Raw genomic sequence first — 17,080 nt, 5'->3', positions numbered from 1 at the left:
GGGCGGAGGTTCCGCCGCCGCCGGTCCTCCCAGCTGACCGGCCCGGACCTGTGAGCGAGGACGAGCGCGCGTGGCACGTCGAGGAGCGGCCCGGGGTGCGAGCGACCGCAAGCGGCCGGAGCGTCAGCAGGAGCCCGTCTCCGCGGCGGTGGACGGCGGCCTCGCCGAGCTCGTGCCCGACCGTGAGCGCTCCCGCGCCTGGACGCTGGTGCTGGACGGCGCCCCGCAGTCCCACGTGGACCTGGACGACCCCGCGTACCTCTCGTTCGAGTACCAGCGCAGACTCGGCCATGTCATCGACCTCGCGGCGCCCCCCGGCCGGCCCCTGACGGCCGTCCACCTCGGCGGCGGGGCCTTCACGCTCGCCCGGTACATCGCCGCGAGCCGCCCCCGCTCCACCCAGCAGGTCGTGGAGATCGACGCGCCCCTCGTCCAACTGGTGCGGCGGGAGCTGCCCCTGGACCCTCAGGCCCGGATACGGGTCCGCTCCCTGGACGCCCGCGAGGGGCTGGGGAAGATCCAGGACGGCTGGGCCGACCTCGTCATAGCCGACGTGTTCGGCGGGGCCCGCACCCCCGCGCACCTCACCTCGGCGGAGTTCCTGGCCGAGGTGCGCCGGGTGCTGAGACCCGGCGGTCAGTACGCCGCCAACCTCGCCGACGGCCCGCCCCTCGCGCACCTGCGCGGTCAGATCGCCACGGCCGCCTCCCTCTTCCCCGAACTGGCCCTGGCCGCCGATCCGACCGTCTGGCGCGGCCGTCGCTTCGGCAACGCGGTCCTGGTCGCCTCCGACCTGCCGATCGCGGTCGCCGAACTGACCAGGCGCGTCGCGAGCGACCCCCACCCCGGACGCGTCGAACACGGCCGGGCACTCGCCGACTTCACCGGCGGCGCCGCCGTCGTCACCGACGCGGCGGCCAGACCGTCCCCCGCCCCGCCGCCCGGCGCCTTCTCGTGACCGCACACCGGTCCACCGCACGCCGGTCCACCGCTCACCGGCCCACGGCTCACCGGTCCACCGTCTCCACCATCGGCGGGTGACCGTTCCAGGTGCAGAAGACGGAGACCGTCGCGCCCGCCCCGTCGCTGAAGTCCACCCGGATCCACTCCGCGTTCGTCCACACCTGCATCGACCAGTCCGGCTCCGGCGTCGCCGAGACCAGCTTCGCCGAGTCGTCGGCCAGCTCCAGCACGACCCTGCCGCCACGCGTCGGGTAACTCTTCACCTCACCCGCGGCGGCCGGGGGCGCGGGGGGCTTCGCCGGGCTCGGACTCGCCGCCGGGGGGCGGGAGAACGGGCTTCCGGAGGGCCGGGGGGACGGCGCGGGCGCGGTCCTGGAGGCGGTGACGCCGGGTGAGGCCGAGGGCGGCGCACGATGCGTCGAGGACGACACCGGGGCGTCCGTCGCCTGCCCGCCCCTGACCCCGACCGAGACAGGAACGGCGCGCGGAGGGTCGTACGCCGTCCCCGACATGACCGTGTGCACGCCCCACCACGACAGGGTGACCGCCGCGCCCGTGGCGAGCGACCACGCGATCGCGTGTACGAGTCCTCGTTGCATCGGGCACATCCTGCACCACCGGCGCGGGTGCCGTCCTGGAGGGGACCCGGTTCCTCCGTATGGGCTACGGTGCGGCGCATGCCTAGTGTGCTCGTGGTCGAGGACGACCAGTTCGTACGTTCCGCCCTCATCCGGCACCTGACCGAGGCCTCGCACACGGTACGGAGTGTCGGCACCGCGCTCGAAGCGCTGCGCGAGGTCGCGCACTTCCGGTTCGACGTCGTCATCCTCGATCTCGGACTGCCCGATCTGGACGGGGCCGAGGCCCTGAAGATGCTGCGGTCCATCACCGACGTACCCGTGATCATCGCCACGGCGCGGGACGACGAGGCCGAGATCGTCAGGCTGCTCAACGACGGCGCCGACGACTACCTGACCAAACCGTTCTCGGTGGAGCACCTGTCCGCCCGCATGGCCGCCGTCCTGCGCCGCACCCGGGGACCCGGCGCGGAGGTCCCGCCGCCGCGCGTCCTCCAGGTCGGAGGACTCTCCATCGACCCGCTGCGCCGGCAGGCCGAACTCGACGGCGCCGCACTGGACCTGACCCGGCGCGAGTTCGACCTGCTGGCCTTCCTCGCGGGACGCCCCGGCGTGGTCGTCCCGCGACGCGAGCTGCTGGCGGAGGTCTGGAAGCAGTCCTACGGGGACGACCAGACCATCGACGTCCACCTCTCCTGGCTGCGGCGCAAGCTGGGTGAGACGGCCGCCCGCCCGCGCTATCTGCACACCCTGCGCGGAGTCGGCGTCAAACTCGAACCACCGGCCGCGGCCCCGGGCCGGCCCGCGTGAGATGGGCACTGGTGAAGGTCTGCCTGGCCGTCACCGCCATGGTCGTGATCGCGTTCGCCGTGCCGCTCGGACTCGTCATCAAGGAGATGGCCCGGGACCGCGCCTTCTCCGACGCCGAGCGGCAGGCCGCGACCATCGGCCCCACCCTCACCATCACCACCGACCGCGAAGAGCTGACCCGGGCCGTGCTGTCCACCGAGCCCGGCGGCCGTGGACGGCTCGCGGTCCACGTCCCCGCCACCGAACCGGGCGGCCCACGCCTGGAGATCGGCACCCGGCGCGCCGGCCGCGAGGACCTGGGGACCGTGGTCACGTCGGGGCGCGCGTCCATCGCCGACGTGCCCGGCGGCTCCGCGCTGCTCCAGCCCACCGCGCTCGGCTCCGGGGGCATCGCGGTCGTCGAGGTCTTCGTTCCCGAGGACGAGGTCTCCCACGGCGTCGGCACGGCCTGGCTGGTGCTCGCCGGCGTCGGCCTCGCGCTGATCGTCGGCTCGGTGGCCGTGGCCGACCGGCTCGGCGTGCGGATGGTGGAACCCGCCCAGCGGCTCGCGGGCGCCGCCCAGGACCTGGGGGAGGGCCGGCTGGGGACCCGGGTGCCGGAGGAGGGGCCCACCGAACTCCGTTCCGCGGCAGTCGCGTTCAACTCCATGGCGGATCAGGTGGTCCAGCTCCTGGCCAACGAGCGCGAACTGGCCGCGGACCTCTCGCACCGGCTCCGCACCCCGCTGACCGTGCTCCGCCTCAACGCCGCCTCGCTGGGCGAGGGTCCGGCCGCAGAGCAGACCAGGGTCGCCGTCGAGCAACTGGAGCACGAGGTCGACACGATCATCCGGACGGCACGGGAACAACGCCCGCAGACCCAGGGCGGGCACACGGGGGCCGGAGCCGGATGCGACGCGTCCGAGGTCATCCGGGAACGCATGGGGTTCTGGTCGGCGCTGGCCGAGGACGAAGGGCGCACGGTGCGGCTCGCGGGCGTGGACCGCACGGTACGGATCCCCGTCGCCAGGCCCGAACTGGCCGCCGCCCTGGACGCCCTGCTCGGCAACGTCTTCCGGCACACCCCGGAAGGCACTGCCTTCGCCGTCGACGTGCACCACAGCGGCGACGCGGTGCTCGTGCTGGTCTCGGACGCAGGGCCGGGCATACCCGATCCGGCGTCCGTCCTGGCCCGGGGCGCCAGCGGACGGAACGGGACGCGGGACGCGGTGGGTTCCACCGGGCTCGGCCTCGACATCGTCCGCAGGGTCGCCGAATCCACCGGCGGGGACCTGCGGATCGGGCGCTCGGTGCTGGGCGGCACGGAGGTGCGCATCTGGATCGGCCTCGACGGCGGCCCGGCCGAACGCGCGCGCCGGGGGCACCGGGTCGGGCGGCGCGGGGGAAGACGTGGACCACGGCGGGTGAGAGGGCGGAACGCGGAGGTCCGTGAAGGCCCGGAGGCCGGGCCGGACCTCTGGACCCGCCGGTGAGAGCCGGGCGGTCTTAACCGGCACCGATGCCCTCCTTAAGCAAACCCTAAGAACGGTGACCCCGGTCCTCTGTGTACCTTTTGCCCGTCCTGCGGCGGCTAGCGTGCAGACGCAATCACCCCCCGGCAGGACAGAGGCAGGAACGCGATGGGCACCAGCACGCACCGCCGCACGACGACCACCCGCACGAAGGCGGTCGGCGCCCTCGTCGCCGCGGCGGTCGTGGGCGGCACCGTCCTCGCTCTCACCGGCACGGCGCAGGCGGCGGCCGTCGGTGCCACGTACACGAGGGCGAGCGGCTGGAGCGGCGGCTACACCGGGCAGTACGTCGTCTCCAACGACACCGGTACGGCGCAGTCGGACTGGACGCTGGAGTTCGACCTGCCCGCCGGTACGACGATCGACTCCCTCTGGAACGGCGAGCACACCGTCGACGGCGACCACGTCACCGTGAAGCCGGCGAACTGGAACAAGGACATCGCTCCGGGCGCGTCCGTGACGATCGGCTTCGTCACCGCCTCCGCCGGAGCGGCCGCCGATCCGACAGCCTGCCTCATCAACGGCGCCGCCTGCTCCGCCGAGGACGGCACGGCACCCGAACCCGGTGGCCGTCCGACCGGCACCCCGGTACCCACGCCCACACCGACGGCCACGGCCACGGCGAGGCCCACGGAGACCGCGACGGCCCCGCCGGCCGGGACACCGACGGCCGAACCGTCCGGCACGCCCGGCGGCGCCGGATTCGCCCCGTACGTCGACACGTCCCTGTACCCCGCCTACGACCTGCTGGACACCGCGTCGAAGACGGGCGTCAAGGAGTTCACCCTGGCGTTCATCACGTCGGGAGGCGGCTGCTCCCCGCTGTGGGGCGGCGTGACCGGACTCGCCGACGACAAGGTGGCCGCTCAGATCACCGCCCTCCGGGCCGAGGGGGGTGACGTACGGGTCTCCTTCGGCGGCGCGGCCGGTGCCGAACTGGCGCTGCACTGCGCCTCGGCGGCCGAGCTCGCCGCGGCGTACGGCAAGGTCGTCGACACCTACGGGCTGACCAAGGTCGACTTCGACGTCGAGGGCGCGGCGCTGCCCGACACCGCCGCCAACTCCCGCCGGTCGCAGGCCATCGCCCGGCTCCAGGAGTCACACCCCGGGCTGGACGTGTCCTTCACGCTGCCCGTCATGCCCGAGGGGCTCACCCAGCCGGGCGTGGACCTGATCGCGGACGCGAAGAGGAACGGCGTCGCCATCGACGCGGTCAACATCATGGCGATGGACTACGGGGCGGCGTACAGCGGGGACATGGGGGACTACGCCACCCAGGCGGCCACCGCCACGCAGGCGCAGCTCAAGGGCGTACTCGGGCTGTCCGACGCGGCGGCCTGGAAGGCGGTGGCGGTCACCCCGATGATCGGTGTCAACGACGTGCCCACCGAGATCTTCACCGTCGAGGACGCCACCCAGCTGGTGGAGTTCGCGCGGGAGAAGGGCATCGGCCGGCTCGCCATGTGGTCGGGTACGCGGGACGCGCAGTGCGCGGGCGGCGCGAAGCCCACCGCGGACGCGACCTGCAGCTCCATCCTCCAGGAGCCGCTGGCGTTCACCCGGGCCTTCGCCGCCTTCGGCTAGCCCTCGCCGCCCCTCCGCCGCCCCCCGACGTGCGTGCCCCGGCCGGGCCCCCACACCCCCCACACCCGGCCGGGGCGCGTGCCCCCCACAGCCCCTCCGCGCCCGCCCCGGTGCGCGGAGGGGCACGGCGTGTCCGCCGCCGTGGACGAGGAAGCGGAACCTCCCGGCCACGCGGTGGAGTTCGGGGAAAGAACACGGAAACGCCCCGTGACCCCCCTGTGCGCCCTCACGGCGCCCCGCCCCGTTCATCTTCCGGCGGGCATCCCTGCCGGGCAGGGCGTGCACGCGCCCTTTCGAAGGTGGCGCGGGAAATGACGCCGCGAACGGGCCCGCGCGGGCGCCGTCGAGGGAAAAAGACGCTCAACACCCCACCGACCTGCGGTTATTCGGTCCGCCGTCTGTTTCCCATGCAAGAAGTCGGAGTGAACGCAAGCCCTCGGTCGGACACGTTCCCGTGACTTGCAGGACACGCTCGGGCAACGGAAGCGTCTTCAACTCTTGACACCCACCCCCTTGAGGCAGCAACCTTCCGGCATCAGCGCATGGGAGCGCTCCCATCTCGAACGATGTTTTTCGCTCGTACGGGGACGGCACCGCCCATGTCCTCTCCGTACACCTGGCACCCGCACCCATCAGTGCGTATGCCGCGCAGTCGAACGCCAGTCCCACCCTGGAACAAGGAGTAGTGGAATGCGCATCACCCGCACCGTCGCAGGTCGAAGCCGCAGAACCGCCGTCATGGCTACCACGGGCCTCACGGCCGCCGCCCTGCTGCTGACCGGCTGCGGCGATTCCGGCTCGGATTCCGACGAGGCCGACGCGGACGGGAACATCACCCTGACCGTGGCCGACTTCGGCCAGTTCGGCTACAAGGAGGCGGGGCTCTTCGAGAAGTACCACGAGCTCCACCCGAACATCACGGTCAAGGAGAACGTCGCCGCCGACGAGAAGGTCTACTACCCCAAGTTCCTCCAGCAGCTCAACACGGGCAGCGGACTGGCCGACGTGCACGGCATAGAGGTCGGCCGGGTCAAGGAACTGGTCGACACCAAGGCGGACGCCTTCGCCGACCTCTCCAAGGTGGTCGACACCGACCAGTGGGTGAACTGGAAGGCGCTCCAGGCGACCACCGACGAGGGCAAGGTCATCGGTGCGGGCACCGACATCGGCCCCATGTCGATCTGCTACCGCCGTGACCTCTTCGAGCAGGCCGGGCTGCCGGCCGACCGCGAGGAAGTCGCCGCGAAGCTGGCCGGTGGCTGGGAGGACTACCTCGCGCTCGGTGAGGAGTACAAGAAGAAGGCGCCCAAGGACACCTTCTTCATGGACTCCGCCAGTGCCATGTACAACGGCGTGGTCAGCTCCGACTCCGAGCAGTACTACTCCAAGGCCGGCGAGCCGATCTACAAGGAGAGCGCCGGCGTCAAGGCGGGCTGGAAGCTCGCCACCGAGGCGGTCGACAAGAAGCTGACGCAGGGCCTGGCCCAGTTCAGCCCGCCGTGGCAGGCGGCCCTGCGCAAGGGCAGCATCGCCACCGTCGCCTGCCCCGCCTGGATGGCGGCGCAGATCTCCACCTACTCCGGTGACAAGTTCAAGGGCAAGTGGGACATCGCCCTCACCCCGGGCAAGACCGCGGCCAACTGGGGCGGTTCGTTCCTCTCCGTGCCCGCGAAGGGCAAGCACGTCAAGGAGGCCGGTGAGCTCGTCAAGTGGCTGACCGCGCCCGAGCAGCAGGCCGCCGTGTTCAAGGCGGCCGGTCTCTTCCCGTCGAACAAGGGCGCCTACGAGCTCCCCGAGGTGAAGACCGCCAAGCTCGAGTACTTCAACAACGCCCCGATCGGTGAGATCTACGCCGAGGAGGCCCAGGTCATCCCCGCAGCCGTGCTCGGCCCGAAGGACGGTGTCATCAAGGACACCATCTCGACCCAGATCAACAACATGGAGCAGCGTGGCACCAAGCCGGACGACGCCTGGAAGGCGGCGACCGAGTCGATCGACAAGGTGATCGGCTGATCCTCGCCGGTGCGGGCGGCCGGGACGACTTCCACGCGTCCCGGCCGGCCCGCACCGGTGCCGGTTACCCCGCCGGTACCGCGCACCTTCTCCGACACCTCCGCCGGACCTGACCAGAGGTCCGGCCTGCCCCTGCGGTGTCGGCACACCCCAGGGAAGGACTCCCACCTGTGGCAACCACCACCCCCACCCGGGGCGCACACGGCCCACGGCCGAGCCGCCGGGCCCCGAAGCCCATGACTCCCGGCCGCCAGGCCTGGCGCAGCCGCCTGTGGCGCTTCGACGACAAGGCGTCGCCGTACGCCTACATCGCCCCCTTCTTCCTCGTGTTCGGAGCCTTCGGGCTCTACCCGCTGGTCTACACCGGCTGGATCGCCCTGCACCGGGTCGAGATGACCGGCCTCGACCAGATGGAATGGGTCGGCTGGGAGAACTTCAGCACCATCCTCCAGGACGACGAGTTCTGGACCGCGGTCAGCAACACCTTCATCATCGGCGTCATCTCGACCGTCCCGCAGCTGATGGTGGCGCTGGGCCTCGCCCACCTGCTGAACTACAAGCTCCGGGCGAGCACCTTCTGGCGCACCATCATCCTCACCCCGTACGCCACCTCGGTCGCCTCCGCCGCGCTGGTCTTCGCCCTGGTGTTCCGGGCCGACGGCGGACTGCTGAACTGGGTCCTCGGCTTCTTCGGCGCCGGCGAGACCAACTGGGTCAACGGGCACTGGACGTCCAACATCGCCATCGCCATCATCGTCATCTGGCGCTGGACGGGCTACAACACGCTGATCTACCTCGCCGCGATGCAGGCCGTCCCGTCCGATCTGTACGAGGCCGCGTCGCTCGACGGAGCCTCGCGCTGGCAGCAGTTCCGCAACGTGACGATTCCCGCACTGCGGCCGACGATCCTCTTCACGATCGTCATCTCGACCATCGGCTCGATGCAGCTGTTCGGTGAGCCCCTCCTGCTCGAGGGCGGCGCCAACGGAGCGCAGGGCGGCACCGAGCACCAGTACGAGACGCTCAGCATCTACCTCTACAACTACGGCTGGAACCTCGGGCATCTCGGTCCGGCCGCCGCAGTCGCCTGGGCCATGCTCGTCCTGCTGCTGCTCATTGCCGCGATCAACTGGTTCATCGGGCGCCTCGCGCGCAAGACCGCGGCCTGACGGGGAGCGATACACATGACCACCACCAGCCCCATGACCGCGCCGGACCACCGGCACGTCGCCAAGGCCCCGGTCCGCGGTGAGCCCCCGCGGCGCCGCAGGTTCAAGCCCGGCGCGGGCCGCCAGCACCACGCCGGCCCCTTCGCCTACATCGCCCTCGCCGTCGTCGGCATCGGCTCGCTGTTCCCGCTGTACTGGACGCTCGTCGCCGCGTCCCGCACGCAGGAAGAGGTGCTGGACACGACACCGCCGCTCATCCCCGGCGGCAACCTGTTCAACAACCTCGAGGCGGCCTGGGAACAGGCGAACCTCGGCAAGGCCATCGTCAACACGGTGATCGTGTCCTCCAGCATCACCCTGGCGACCCTGTTCTTCTGCACCCTGGCCGGTTACGCCTTCGCCAAGATGCGTTTCAAGGGCCGTGGCGTGCTGATGACGGCGGTCATCGCCACACTGACCATCCCCCCGCAGCTCAGCGTCGTACCGCTGTTCATGATGATGTCGGACATCGGGTGGGGCGGTCAGCTGGAGTCGGTGATCTTCCCGACCCTGGTGAGCGCGTTCGGTGTGTTCTTCATGCGCCAGTACCTCCTGGAGGCGCTGCCGTACGAGCTGATCGAGGCGGGCAGGGTCGACGGTGCGAACAACCTCCGCATCGTGTGGAGCATCGTGCTTCCTGTCGCCCGACCGGCCATGATGGTGCTCGGCATGCTCACCTTCGTCCAGGCCTGGAACGACTTCTTCTGGCCCTACCTCGCTCTGAACCAGCAGAACCCGACCCTCCAGGTGGCCCTCGGCCAGCTGAGCGCGTCGTACGTGCCCGACCAGAGCATCGTCATGGCCGGCGCGCTCATCAGTACCCTGCCGCTGCTCGTCGTCTTCGTGATCTTCGGCAAGCAGATCGTCGGGGGAATCATGTCCGGCGCCGTCAAGGGCTGACCCGGCCCGCCGTACCTCCCCGGTCCTATCCCGGCCCCGCTGTCCCGTCCCCGGTCGGCCTCCGGCCGTCCCGCGCGGCCTGTCCGACCGCAGGCCGCGCGGGGCCGGGGCGCCCGTACTTCCCGTCCTTGTCCCTCCACCCATGGGAGCGCTCCCGCATGACTGCCGTACGACCCGACACCACCCCGAAGCAGGCGCCCGAGACACAGTTCCCCACGGGCTTCATCTGGGGCGCGGCGACCGCCTCCTACCAGGTCGAGGGCGCCGCCGCCGAGGACGGCCGCACGCCGTCGATCTGGGACACCTTCAGCCGTACACCCGGCAAGGTGCGCAACGGCGACACCGGCGACATCGCCGCCGACCACTACCACCGCTACCGCGACGACGTCGCGCTCATGAAGCAGCTCGGACTGAAGGCCTACCGCTTCTCGGTGTCCTGGTCCAGGGTCCAGCCCACCGGCCGCGGCCCCGCCGTCGAGCGCGGCCTGGACTTCTACCGCAAGCTCGTGGACGAGCTGCTGGACGCGGGGATCATGCCCGTCGCCACCCTCTACCACTGGGACCTGCCCCAGGAGCTCGAAGACGCGGGCGGCTGGCCCGAGCGCGTCACCGCCGACCGGTTCGCCGACTACGCGGCCATCGTCTCCGGTGCCCTCGGCGACCGCGTCGGCATGTGGACCACTCTCAACGAGCCCTGGTGCTCGGCCTACCTCGGCTACGGCTCCGGCGTGCACGCTCCCGGCCGCACCGAGCCCGCAGCAGCGCTGCAGGCGGCCCATCACCTGAACCTCGCCCATGGCCGGGCGATCGAGGTACTGCGCGCCCAACTCCCCGCTGCTGCGCAGACCTCGGTCACCCTCAATCTCCACCAGGTCCGCCCGCTGACCGGCAGCGAGGCCGACGCGGACGCCGCCCGCCGCATCGACGCGGTCGGCAACCGGATCTTCACCGGCCCGATGCTGCGCGGTGAGTACCCCGAGGACCTGATCGCCGACACCTCGCACCTGGTGGACTGGTCGAAGCTGGTCCAGGACGGCGACCTCGCCGCCATCTCCCGCCCGGTGGACGCCCTCGGCATCAACTACTACACGCCGACGCTGGTCTCGACCCCGGTGCAGGGCGCGGACTACGCGCGCAGCGACGCCCACGGTGCCAGCGACCATTCGCCGTGGCCCGGTTCGGAGCACGTCGCCTTCCACCTCCCCGAAGGGAAGGCGCGCACCGCGATGGACTGGTCGATCGACCCGAACGGGCTCTACAGCCTCCTCATGGACGTCACCAGGGACCACCCCGGCCTCCCGCTGATGGTCACCGAGAACGGCGCGGCCTTCGACGACTACGTCTCGCCCGAGGGCAAGGTCGAGGACCCCGAGCGCGTCGCCTACCTGCACGGCCACATCGACGCCGTGCAGCGGGCCATCGCCGACGGGGCGGACGTCCGCGGCTACTTCCTCTGGTCCCTGATGGACAACTTCGAGTGGGCGTACGGATATTCGAAGCGCTTCGGTGCGGTGTACGTCGACTACGCCTCCCAGCGCCGCATCCCCAAGACGAGCGCCCACTGGTACTCCGACGTGATCCGGCGCCACGCCCTGCCTCCGGTCGGGACAGCCTGACCCCGGACGCCACCGACAGCGGGACCCGGCACTTCGCCGGGTCCCGTTCTCGTTGCCGCCCCGGGCGGGCCGGCCTCCGGGATCCCCGGCCCGCCTTACGTGTCCGTCATCAGGACCCCTTAGGCTTGGGAGCGCTCCCAAGAGGTGTGGCGCTGCGGAGGACCGATGGGTCGGACAAGTGTCTAGGGATCGGACGGTGGGACTTGGTTTGGCCAGGCCGCTGTGAGAAATTGACCGCGAACGGGAGGCAGCCATGGCGGCAGCGCGAGTACGGAGTGGCGGGCGGCCCACGCTCGAAGAGGTAGCGGCCCGGGCCGGAGTCGGGCGAGGCACGGCTTCACGCGTCATCAACGGCTCGCCGCGGGTCAGCGCACAGACCCGGGAAGCCGTCGAGGCGGCCGTCGCCGAGCTGGGCTACGTCCCCAACCGCGCGGCGCGCGCGCTCGCGGGCAACCGCACGGACGCCATCGCCCTCGTCGTCCCCGAGTCCGAGACCCGGTTCTTCGCGGAGCCGTACTTCTCCGACATCGTGCGGGGCGTCGGGGCGGCCCTCGCCGACACCGAGATGCAGCTGCTGCTGACCCTCGCCGGCAACGACCGCGAGCGCCGCCGGCTCGCCCAGTACCTGACCGCGCACCGCGTCGACGGAGTGCTCCTGGTCTCCGTCCACGCCGACGACCCGCTGCCGGACCTGCTCGAACAGCTCGGGATGCCCTCGGTGATCTCCGGCCGCCGGCACGCGGCGGAGACGCTGCCCTCGGTCGACTCCGACAACTTCGAGGGGGCCCGCGCGGCCGTCGACCACTTCATATCGCGAGGCCGCCGCTCGATCGCCACGATCACCGGCCGCCTGGACGTCTACGGCGCACAGCGCCGCCTGGACGGCTACCGCAAGGCCGTCGCCGCGGCCGGCCTGGATCCCGACGAGCGGCTGATCGCGCCCGCGGACTTCAGCGAGGAGGGCGGCGCCCGTGCGATGCGGGAGCTGCTGGACCGCCGCCCCGACGTGGACGCCGTCTTCGCCGCCTCCGACGTGATGGCGGCGGGCGCCCGCCAGGTCCTGCGGGAGTCGGGCCGCCGCATCCCGGACGACGTGGCGCTGATCGGCTTCGACGACTCCGCGGTGGCCCGCCACATGGACCCGCCCCTCACCAGCGTGCGCCAGCCGATCGAGGAGATGGGCCGGACCATGACCCGCGTCCTGCTCCAGGAGATCGCCAACCGTTCGTCGGGCGACGGCCTCCAGGAGCGCCCGCGGATCGTGCTGCCCACGGAGCTCGTGGTACGCGACTCGTCCTGAGGCGCGCCACCGCCGGAGCCGGCACGCACGCTGAGATGAGCGGGAAGGCGGTCGGGCGGCCCGCCGCGCGCTCTCCCGGGGGCCGAGAGGTTCCGGCGCTCCCGGCGTCGTGACTTCGTCGAGCGACGGAAGGAGGGCCGACAGTGTTCTGTCGGCCCTCCGGGGGTCAGGTATCAGCGGTCCGGTCAGAGCCGGCCGCCGGTGAGGCGGGTGATCGGCCCCACATGGGTCTTGGCCGTCTGGCGTCCGAGGGCGAACGCGCCGCCGACGAGACCACCGAGACCCGCGGCGGCGCCCACGGCTATGGCCTTGCGGTGCTTGACCACGGTCCAGGCGGTGCTCGCGGTGGACGTCACCTTGCCCGCCGTGTCCATGACGGTCTGGCGGCCCGTGTCCCAGCCGGAGACAGCGGCCCGCTTCGTCGCCAGGCCGGCCGACCGCACACCGGTCTCCGCCGACGCGGCGGCTTCCTTCGCCGAGGACTTGGCGTCCTGCGCCGATGACTTGGCCTTCGAGGCTGCGACCGCCGAGCCGGACTTGGCCTGGTCTCCGGCCGCCGCGGTGGCCTGGCGCCCCTTGGCGGTGGCCGTCCGGGCACCCGTACCGGCCTTCGCCGCAGAACCGTTCACATTCTTCTTGGTTTCTTCGCTCTCTGCAGTCATGGTGTTCGTGTTACCTCGATGCGTGGCTCGAAACGGGGAGGCGTGATTCAGCCGGAATCCCGGGGGAGCAGCGAACCAAGGGGCCCCAGATCCAGGTTGAGGTCCTCCATGGTCAGGTCGTAGCGCTCGCAGAGCTCCGCCATCCGGTCCTGGAGGATCATCAGGGTCATCCCGATGCGCTCCTCCTGGTCCTCACGGAGATCGCCCACGTCGACCCGGTGCAGAGCCGTGCGCTCCATCAACTGGCGCAACAGCTCGACGATCGTCAGCACCAGCTTGATGAGGTCGCGTTCCACCGTCTCCGGGTCGGTCTCCAGGCGCTGGGCCAGCCCGCCGCGCGTACCCGGTTCGTCGGGTCCAGCGGGCACGAGGTCGAAGGCCCGTGCCGCCGCCTGCGCGACCTCCTGGAGGTCCGCTGTCCGCGAACCCGGCTGTGCTTCCCCGGTTACCTCACCCATGGACCGCTCCTCGCTCATATGCCGTCACCGTGCGGGGGCATGCGTACGTCCTCACCACGGCGCGGGTTCGTCCGACGTGATCGACCGGATCACCGCTCTCAGATTGATGTGCACGAGATCGACGTCGGCGACGGAGAGAACCAGGTCGCCCGTGAGCACCGCACCGCCGTTCAGCAGCCGGTCCAGCAGGTCGATGAGCGCCACCTGACGCCCCGCCAGCGACTCGACGGAGTCGGGTGCGCCGGAGAGCCCGGCGCGGGGTTCGGCGAAACCCGCGCCGGGCATGGCCGTGCTCAGTTCGTCGTTCATCGCGGCTCACCACCGCCCGCCGCGGGCGGTGTCGCGAAGGAGTACGGCGCCCAGGGTCCGGTGATCTCGACGCGCACGCCCGGTACGTCCTCGGCGAGCCCGGCGAGGGCCGCGCGGAACGCGTCGGCCCGTGCGCCGTGGACCAGGTAGGCGTGGTTGACGATGTTCTCGCCCGCCGCCTGCGCCAGGTCGCCCTGCTGAGGACGGTGCGCGACGTGCGCCTCGGCGATCCCGGCCACCCGGGCGGCCACCTCGGCGGCCACCGACCCCGCCGCCCGGTACGTCCGACGGTGGTTCTGCTGCTGGGCACGGCGCTTCTGGAGGTACGCCCGGCCGGGGCTCACGGCCGTGTCCGTGTCCGGCGCCCGGCTGCTCACCGCCACCGCCTCGCGGGGGTCGGCGTAGACCTTCACACCGAGCTCGACGTGGCCTTCGAGGCGGCCGAGCAGCGCGGTGAAGTCCGGCTCGCGCTCACCGAGCATCGCCCGTACGCGCTCGTCGTCGAGGTAGACCGTCACCAGGCGCATGGGCAGTACGGTCGCGTGCTCGTAGGCCGCCTCGACGACCGCGTGGTGGGTCCGCGCCAGCACTTCGAGCCGGCCGAGATCCTCCATCTGCGCCTTCACGCCCTCGGTCCCGTACGAGGCGGAGGGCACGGACGAGACCAGGGCCATCAGCTCCCCGGCACGGACCGCCCGCAGCGCCCCGCCCTCCAGGGCCGGCTGTCCCGCGAGTGCCGCCTCGAGAGGCGTCCCCGCCCGGCTGACGGCGTAGACGTAGGACATCGCCGGGACCGTCGACGGGTCCACTTCCGCGCTCACTTCGACTCCTCACCTTCCGTGCTCCCCGTCTCGGCACGCTCGGGAAGCGCGTCCTGGCCCGTCCCGGCGGCCGAGGCGGCGGGTAGCCCCACGGCGGCCCTCAGCTCGGCTATCTCCGCCCGCAGCCGCGCGTTCTCCGCCTCCACCTGGTCCACCGCCGAGCCGTCCCGGGAAGCGCCGCGCACCTCTGCACCCTGTGCGGGACGGGCCCGGGAGGAGAGCGAGGGGTCGTGCTCCCACCAGTCGATGCCCATCTCCTTGGCCTTGTCCACGGATGCGACCAGCAACCGCAGCTTGATCGTCAGGAGTTCGATATCGAGCAGATTGATCTGGATGTCACCCGCGATGACGACGCCCTTGTCCAGGACGCGTTCGAGGATGTCGGCCAGATTGGCGGAGGACTGCTGCTGGCCGTACGGGGACGCCGCCGAAGAGGCCCCCATACGGCCGGCCAGTGAATCGGTCACGTCGGATCAGTCCCCTCGTGCTGTGGGCGGAGCATGTCAGCTGCGTGCGGAAGCGGTGCGGCGTCGGGTGCGCGGAGCCGGTTCCTCTTCCTCTTCCTCGTCCTCGACGGGCTCCTCCTCGACGGGCTCGTCCTCGACGGGCTCCTCCTCCGCGTCCTCGTCCTCCTCGTCCTCGGAGCGGGGCTCGTCGGCGGGGGCGTCGCCGTCCTCGTCCTCCTCGTCCTCCGCGTCCTCGTCCTCGTAGGCCTCGTCCTCCGGGGGGAGTTCCTCGTCGTCGTACTCCGCGGCGGGCTCCTCGCCGTCGTCCTCGCCGTCAGGCTCGTCACCGGGCTCGTCGCCGTGTTCAGCGTCCGCCTCGTCGTCGCGCCCGTGCTCCTCCGTGTCGTCGGAGCCGTTCTCCTCCTCGGCGCGGGCCTCCTCGTTCTCGACCGCCTCGTCGTGGTCCACCACGACCTCGCCGTCACGGATCTCACCGCGCCAGCCGTCGGTCGCCTCGCCGCGCATCATGATGAACTTGCGGTACAGCTTCAGATCGAGGCGGGCCCTGCGGCCCTGGGCGCGCCAGATGTTGCCGGTCTTCTCGAACAGCCCCTTCGGGAAGTACTCGAGGACCAGCAGGACCCGCGTGAGGTTGTCGGTGATGGCGTGGAACGTCACCACCCCCTTGACGGTCCCCTTGGCGCCCTCGGTCGTCCAGGTGATCCGCTCGTCCGGAACCTGCTCCGTGACGTTCGCCTTCCAGCTACGCGTGGACTTGGCGACCTTCACCTTCCAGTTGCTGCTGGTGTCGTCGGCCTTCTCGACACTCACGACGCCCTTGGCGAAGGTGCTGAACTCCTGGAACTGCGTCCACTGGTCGTAGGCCTCGCGCACCGGCACACCGACGTCGATGTCCTCGGTGATCGTGACGCTCTTCGACTTGCCGCCGCCGCCCTTGCGCCCCTTGCCGAACAAACCCTTGACCTTGTCCTTGATGGCGTCCTTCACATGGGAGGCGCCGGCGCTGACGGCGGCCTGAGCCGGCGACTTGCCCTCACCCAGCGCCTTGCCGCCCTTGGCGAGGCTCTTCACCGCGCCGCCGGGGGCGTCCTTGCCGTCCGCGAGCTTGCCGACCCCCTCGCCGAGCCTGTGGCCCAGGTTGGTGACCGTGTGCAGGGCGCGTGCCCGCACGTAGTTCTGGAGTTCTTCCTTGAGACGGTCGGTGGCGGGGTTCTTCGCCACGTCGTCCTTCAGCTTGCTGAATGCGGTGTCAGCCATTGCTGCCACCCCGGTCCCGGCGCGTGCTCGACGAGGCGGTCCTACGGGCCCCGGAGGCGGTCTTGCGCGTGCTCGAAGCGGCCTTCTTCCGGGCGCCTCCGGACGCGGTCCTACGGGCCCCGGAGGCGGCTCCGCCCGCGGACTTGGCCGTCTTCTTGGCCGTCCTGCGGCGCGGGGCCTGCTTCTCCTCGTCGTCGGAGTCGTCGGAGTCGTCGGAGTCGCGGGAGTCCTCGGATTCCTCGTCGTCCCGCGCGTCGAGGTCCTCCTCCGCGCTGTCGTCCTCGTCGTCCTCGTCGTCACGCTCCTGCGTGCCGGAGGGGTCCTCGAGTTCCTGGGTGCGCTTGCGCAGCGAGTCGGCGAGCCCCGTGGCCCGCTGTGTGAGGGCATTGGTGGCGGCCGTCTTCGTGGCACCCACCAACTCCTTGCGGACCTGGTCGTTGACGGTGCCGAGGAGCGGCGACTCGGCCAGCATCCTGCCGAGCTGCTTCGGGTCCAGGCTCAGCTTCTTGCCCGCCAGGAACATCCCGAAGCCGATGGCCAGTTTGGCCTTCTTCGTGCGTCCCAGTAGGTAGCCGCCCACGAGGGCCGCACCTATCTTCGCGTTGCCGGTCATCTGCTGTGCA

Annotated in this window: 17 protein-coding genes; 9 read left to right on the top strand and 8 right to left on the bottom strand. The window is 71.3% G+C overall.

Translation table 11 applies throughout. The features are described 5' to 3' along the window. Positions 1–70: 70 nt before the first annotated feature. The gene (locus ACHFIV_RS27280) at positions 71–958 is read left to right on the top strand and encodes a spermidine synthase (protein WP_398974339.1); all 888 of its coding nucleotides are present in this window, start codon (positions 71–73) and stop codon (positions 956–958) included. A gap of 49 nt (positions 959–1,007) precedes the next feature. Here ACHFIV_RS27280 and ACHFIV_RS27275 read toward each other — a convergent pair whose 3' ends face one another. Continuing rightward, positions 1,008–1,562, bottom strand: a complete 555-nt coding sequence (locus ACHFIV_RS27275) for a hypothetical protein (protein ID WP_398974337.1) — start codon at positions 1,560–1,562, stop codon at positions 1,008–1,010. 78 nt (positions 1,563–1,640) lie between these two features. On the opposite strand from ACHFIV_RS27275, the gene ACHFIV_RS27270 reads away from it, so the two are divergent. From ACHFIV_RS27270 to ACHFIV_RS27235, 8 genes are all read left to right on the top strand, one after another. Beyond that, positions 1,641–2,351, top strand: coding sequence for a response regulator transcription factor (locus ACHFIV_RS27270; RefSeq protein WP_398974334.1), 711 nt, complete (start codon positions 1,641–1,643; stop codon positions 2,349–2,351). Next, a complete protein-coding gene (locus ACHFIV_RS27265) occupies positions 2,348–3,823 on the top strand; it encodes a sensor histidine kinase (protein ID WP_398974331.1) in 1,476 nt (491 codons plus the stop codon). The genes ACHFIV_RS27270 and ACHFIV_RS27265 overlap by 4 nt, the downstream gene beginning before the upstream one ends. A 147-nt stretch (positions 3,824–3,970) precedes the next feature. Beyond that, positions 3,971–5,446, top strand: a complete 1,476-nt coding sequence (locus ACHFIV_RS27260; protein ID WP_398974328.1) for a glycoside hydrolase family 18 protein — start codon at positions 3,971–3,973, stop codon at positions 5,444–5,446. 690 nt (positions 5,447–6,136) lie between these two features. Beyond that, positions 6,137–7,459 carry an ABC transporter substrate-binding protein gene (locus ACHFIV_RS27255; RefSeq protein ID WP_398974325.1) on the top strand — a complete coding sequence of 441 codons (1,323 nt, stop codon included), beginning with the start codon at positions 6,137–6,139 and terminating at the stop codon, positions 7,457–7,459. Positions 7,460–7,629: 170 nt separating this feature from the next. Next, a complete protein-coding gene (locus ACHFIV_RS27250; protein ID WP_398974323.1) occupies positions 7,630–8,628 on the top strand; it encodes a carbohydrate ABC transporter permease in 999 nt (332 codons plus the stop codon). Positions 8,629–8,643: 15 nt separating this feature from the next. Then, a complete protein-coding gene (locus tag ACHFIV_RS27245; protein ID WP_398974320.1) occupies positions 8,644–9,567 on the top strand; it encodes a carbohydrate ABC transporter permease in 924 nt (307 codons plus the stop codon). A gap of 158 nt (positions 9,568–9,725) precedes the next feature. Further along, complete coding sequence (locus ACHFIV_RS27240; RefSeq protein ID WP_398974317.1) at positions 9,726–11,183, top strand: GH1 family beta-glucosidase; 1,458 nt, start codon at positions 9,726–9,728, stop codon at positions 11,181–11,183. A 253-nt stretch (positions 11,184–11,436) separates the two neighbouring features. Next, a complete protein-coding gene (locus tag ACHFIV_RS27235) occupies positions 11,437–12,483 on the top strand; it encodes a LacI family DNA-binding transcriptional regulator (RefSeq protein WP_398974315.1) in 1,047 nt (348 codons plus the stop codon). A 185-nt stretch (positions 12,484–12,668) separates the two neighbouring features. Here the strand turns inward: ACHFIV_RS27235 and ACHFIV_RS27230 are convergent, their stop codons facing one another. From ACHFIV_RS27230 to ACHFIV_RS27200, 7 genes are read right to left on the bottom strand one after another with little or no spacing between them, the layout of a single operon-like run. After that, positions 12,669–13,145, bottom strand: coding sequence for a hypothetical protein (locus ACHFIV_RS27230; protein ID WP_398974312.1), 477 nt, complete (start codon positions 13,143–13,145; stop codon positions 12,669–12,671). Between the two features lie 47 nt (positions 13,146–13,192). After that, positions 13,193–13,603: a gas vesicle protein K gene (locus tag ACHFIV_RS27225; RefSeq protein ID WP_398974310.1), complete on the bottom strand. Its 411-nt coding sequence runs from the start codon at positions 13,601–13,603 to the stop codon at positions 13,193–13,195. Between the two features lie 51 nt (positions 13,604–13,654). Beyond that, the gene (locus ACHFIV_RS27220; protein ID WP_398974832.1) at positions 13,655–13,888 is read right to left on the bottom strand and encodes a gas vesicle protein; all 234 of its coding nucleotides are present in this window, start codon (positions 13,886–13,888) and stop codon (positions 13,655–13,657) included. A gap of 20 nt (positions 13,889–13,908) precedes the next feature. Continuing rightward, complete coding sequence (locus tag ACHFIV_RS27215) at positions 13,909–14,733, bottom strand: GvpL/GvpF family gas vesicle protein (RefSeq protein WP_398974307.1); 825 nt, start codon at positions 14,731–14,733, stop codon at positions 13,909–13,911. Beyond that, positions 14,730–15,200, bottom strand: a complete 471-nt coding sequence (locus tag ACHFIV_RS27210; RefSeq protein ID WP_398974304.1) for a gas vesicle protein GvpJ — start codon at positions 15,198–15,200, stop codon at positions 14,730–14,732. The genes ACHFIV_RS27215 and ACHFIV_RS27210 overlap by 4 nt, the downstream gene beginning before the upstream one ends. A gap of 36 nt (positions 15,201–15,236) precedes the next feature. Further along, on the bottom strand, positions 15,237–16,457 hold the full coding sequence (locus tag ACHFIV_RS27205) for an SRPBCC family protein (RefSeq protein ID WP_398974302.1): 1,221 nt from the start codon (positions 16,455–16,457) through the stop codon (positions 15,237–15,239). Beyond that, the gene (locus ACHFIV_RS27200; protein WP_398974299.1) at positions 16,450–17,070 is read right to left on the bottom strand and encodes a hypothetical protein; all 621 of its coding nucleotides are present in this window, start codon (positions 17,068–17,070) and stop codon (positions 16,450–16,452) included. The genes ACHFIV_RS27205 and ACHFIV_RS27200 overlap by 8 nt, the downstream gene beginning before the upstream one ends. Between the last annotated feature and the right edge of the window lie 10 nt (positions 17,071–17,080).

Source organism: Streptomyces sp. ALB3 (assembly GCF_044385685.1).
GTDB lineage: Bacteria > Actinomycetota > Actinomycetes > Streptomycetales > Streptomycetaceae > Streptomyces.
The sequence above is the reverse complement of the archived record's forward strand: the minus strand, read 5'-3'. Positions and strand labels throughout refer to the sequence as shown.

Bases quoted from the DNA above. Each gene is read 5' to 3' on its own strand.
- ACHFIV_RS27230 (WP_398974312.1), bottom strand. From the start codon at position 13,145: ATGACTGCAGAGAGCGAAGAAACCAAGAAGAATGTGAACGGTTCTGCG.
- ACHFIV_RS27205 (WP_398974302.1), bottom strand. From the start codon at position 16,457: ATGGCTGACACCGCATTCAGCAAGCTGAAGGACGACGTGGCGAAGAAC.
- ACHFIV_RS27240 (WP_398974317.1), top strand. From the start codon at position 9,726: ATGACTGCCGTACGACCCGACACCACCCCGAAGCAGGCGCCCGAGACA.
- ACHFIV_RS27200 (WP_398974299.1), bottom strand. From the start codon at position 17,070: ATGACCGGCAACGCGAAGATAGGTGCGGCCCTCGTGGGCGGCTACCTA.
- ACHFIV_RS27270 (WP_398974334.1), top strand. From the start codon at position 1,641: ATGCCTAGTGTGCTCGTGGTCGAGGACGACCAGTTCGTACGTTCCGCC.
- ACHFIV_RS27275 (WP_398974337.1), bottom strand. From the start codon at position 1,562: ATGCAACGAGGACTCGTACACGCGATCGCGTGGTCGCTCGCCACGGGC.
- ACHFIV_RS27220 (WP_398974832.1), bottom strand. From the start codon at position 13,888: ATGCCCGGCGCGGGTTTCGCCGAACCCCGCGCCGGGCTCTCCGGCGCA.
- ACHFIV_RS27245 (WP_398974320.1), top strand. From the start codon at position 8,644: ATGACCACCACCAGCCCCATGACCGCGCCGGACCACCGGCACGTCGCC.
- ACHFIV_RS27235 (WP_398974315.1), top strand. From the start codon at position 11,437: ATGGCGGCAGCGCGAGTACGGAGTGGCGGGCGGCCCACGCTCGAAGAG.
- ACHFIV_RS27255 (WP_398974325.1), top strand. From the start codon at position 6,137: ATGCGCATCACCCGCACCGTCGCAGGTCGAAGCCGCAGAACCGCCGTC.
- ACHFIV_RS27225 (WP_398974310.1), bottom strand. From the start codon at position 13,603: ATGGGTGAGGTAACCGGGGAAGCACAGCCGGGTTCGCGGACAGCGGAC.
- ACHFIV_RS27260 (WP_398974328.1), top strand. From the start codon at position 3,971: ATGGGCACCAGCACGCACCGCCGCACGACGACCACCCGCACGAAGGCG.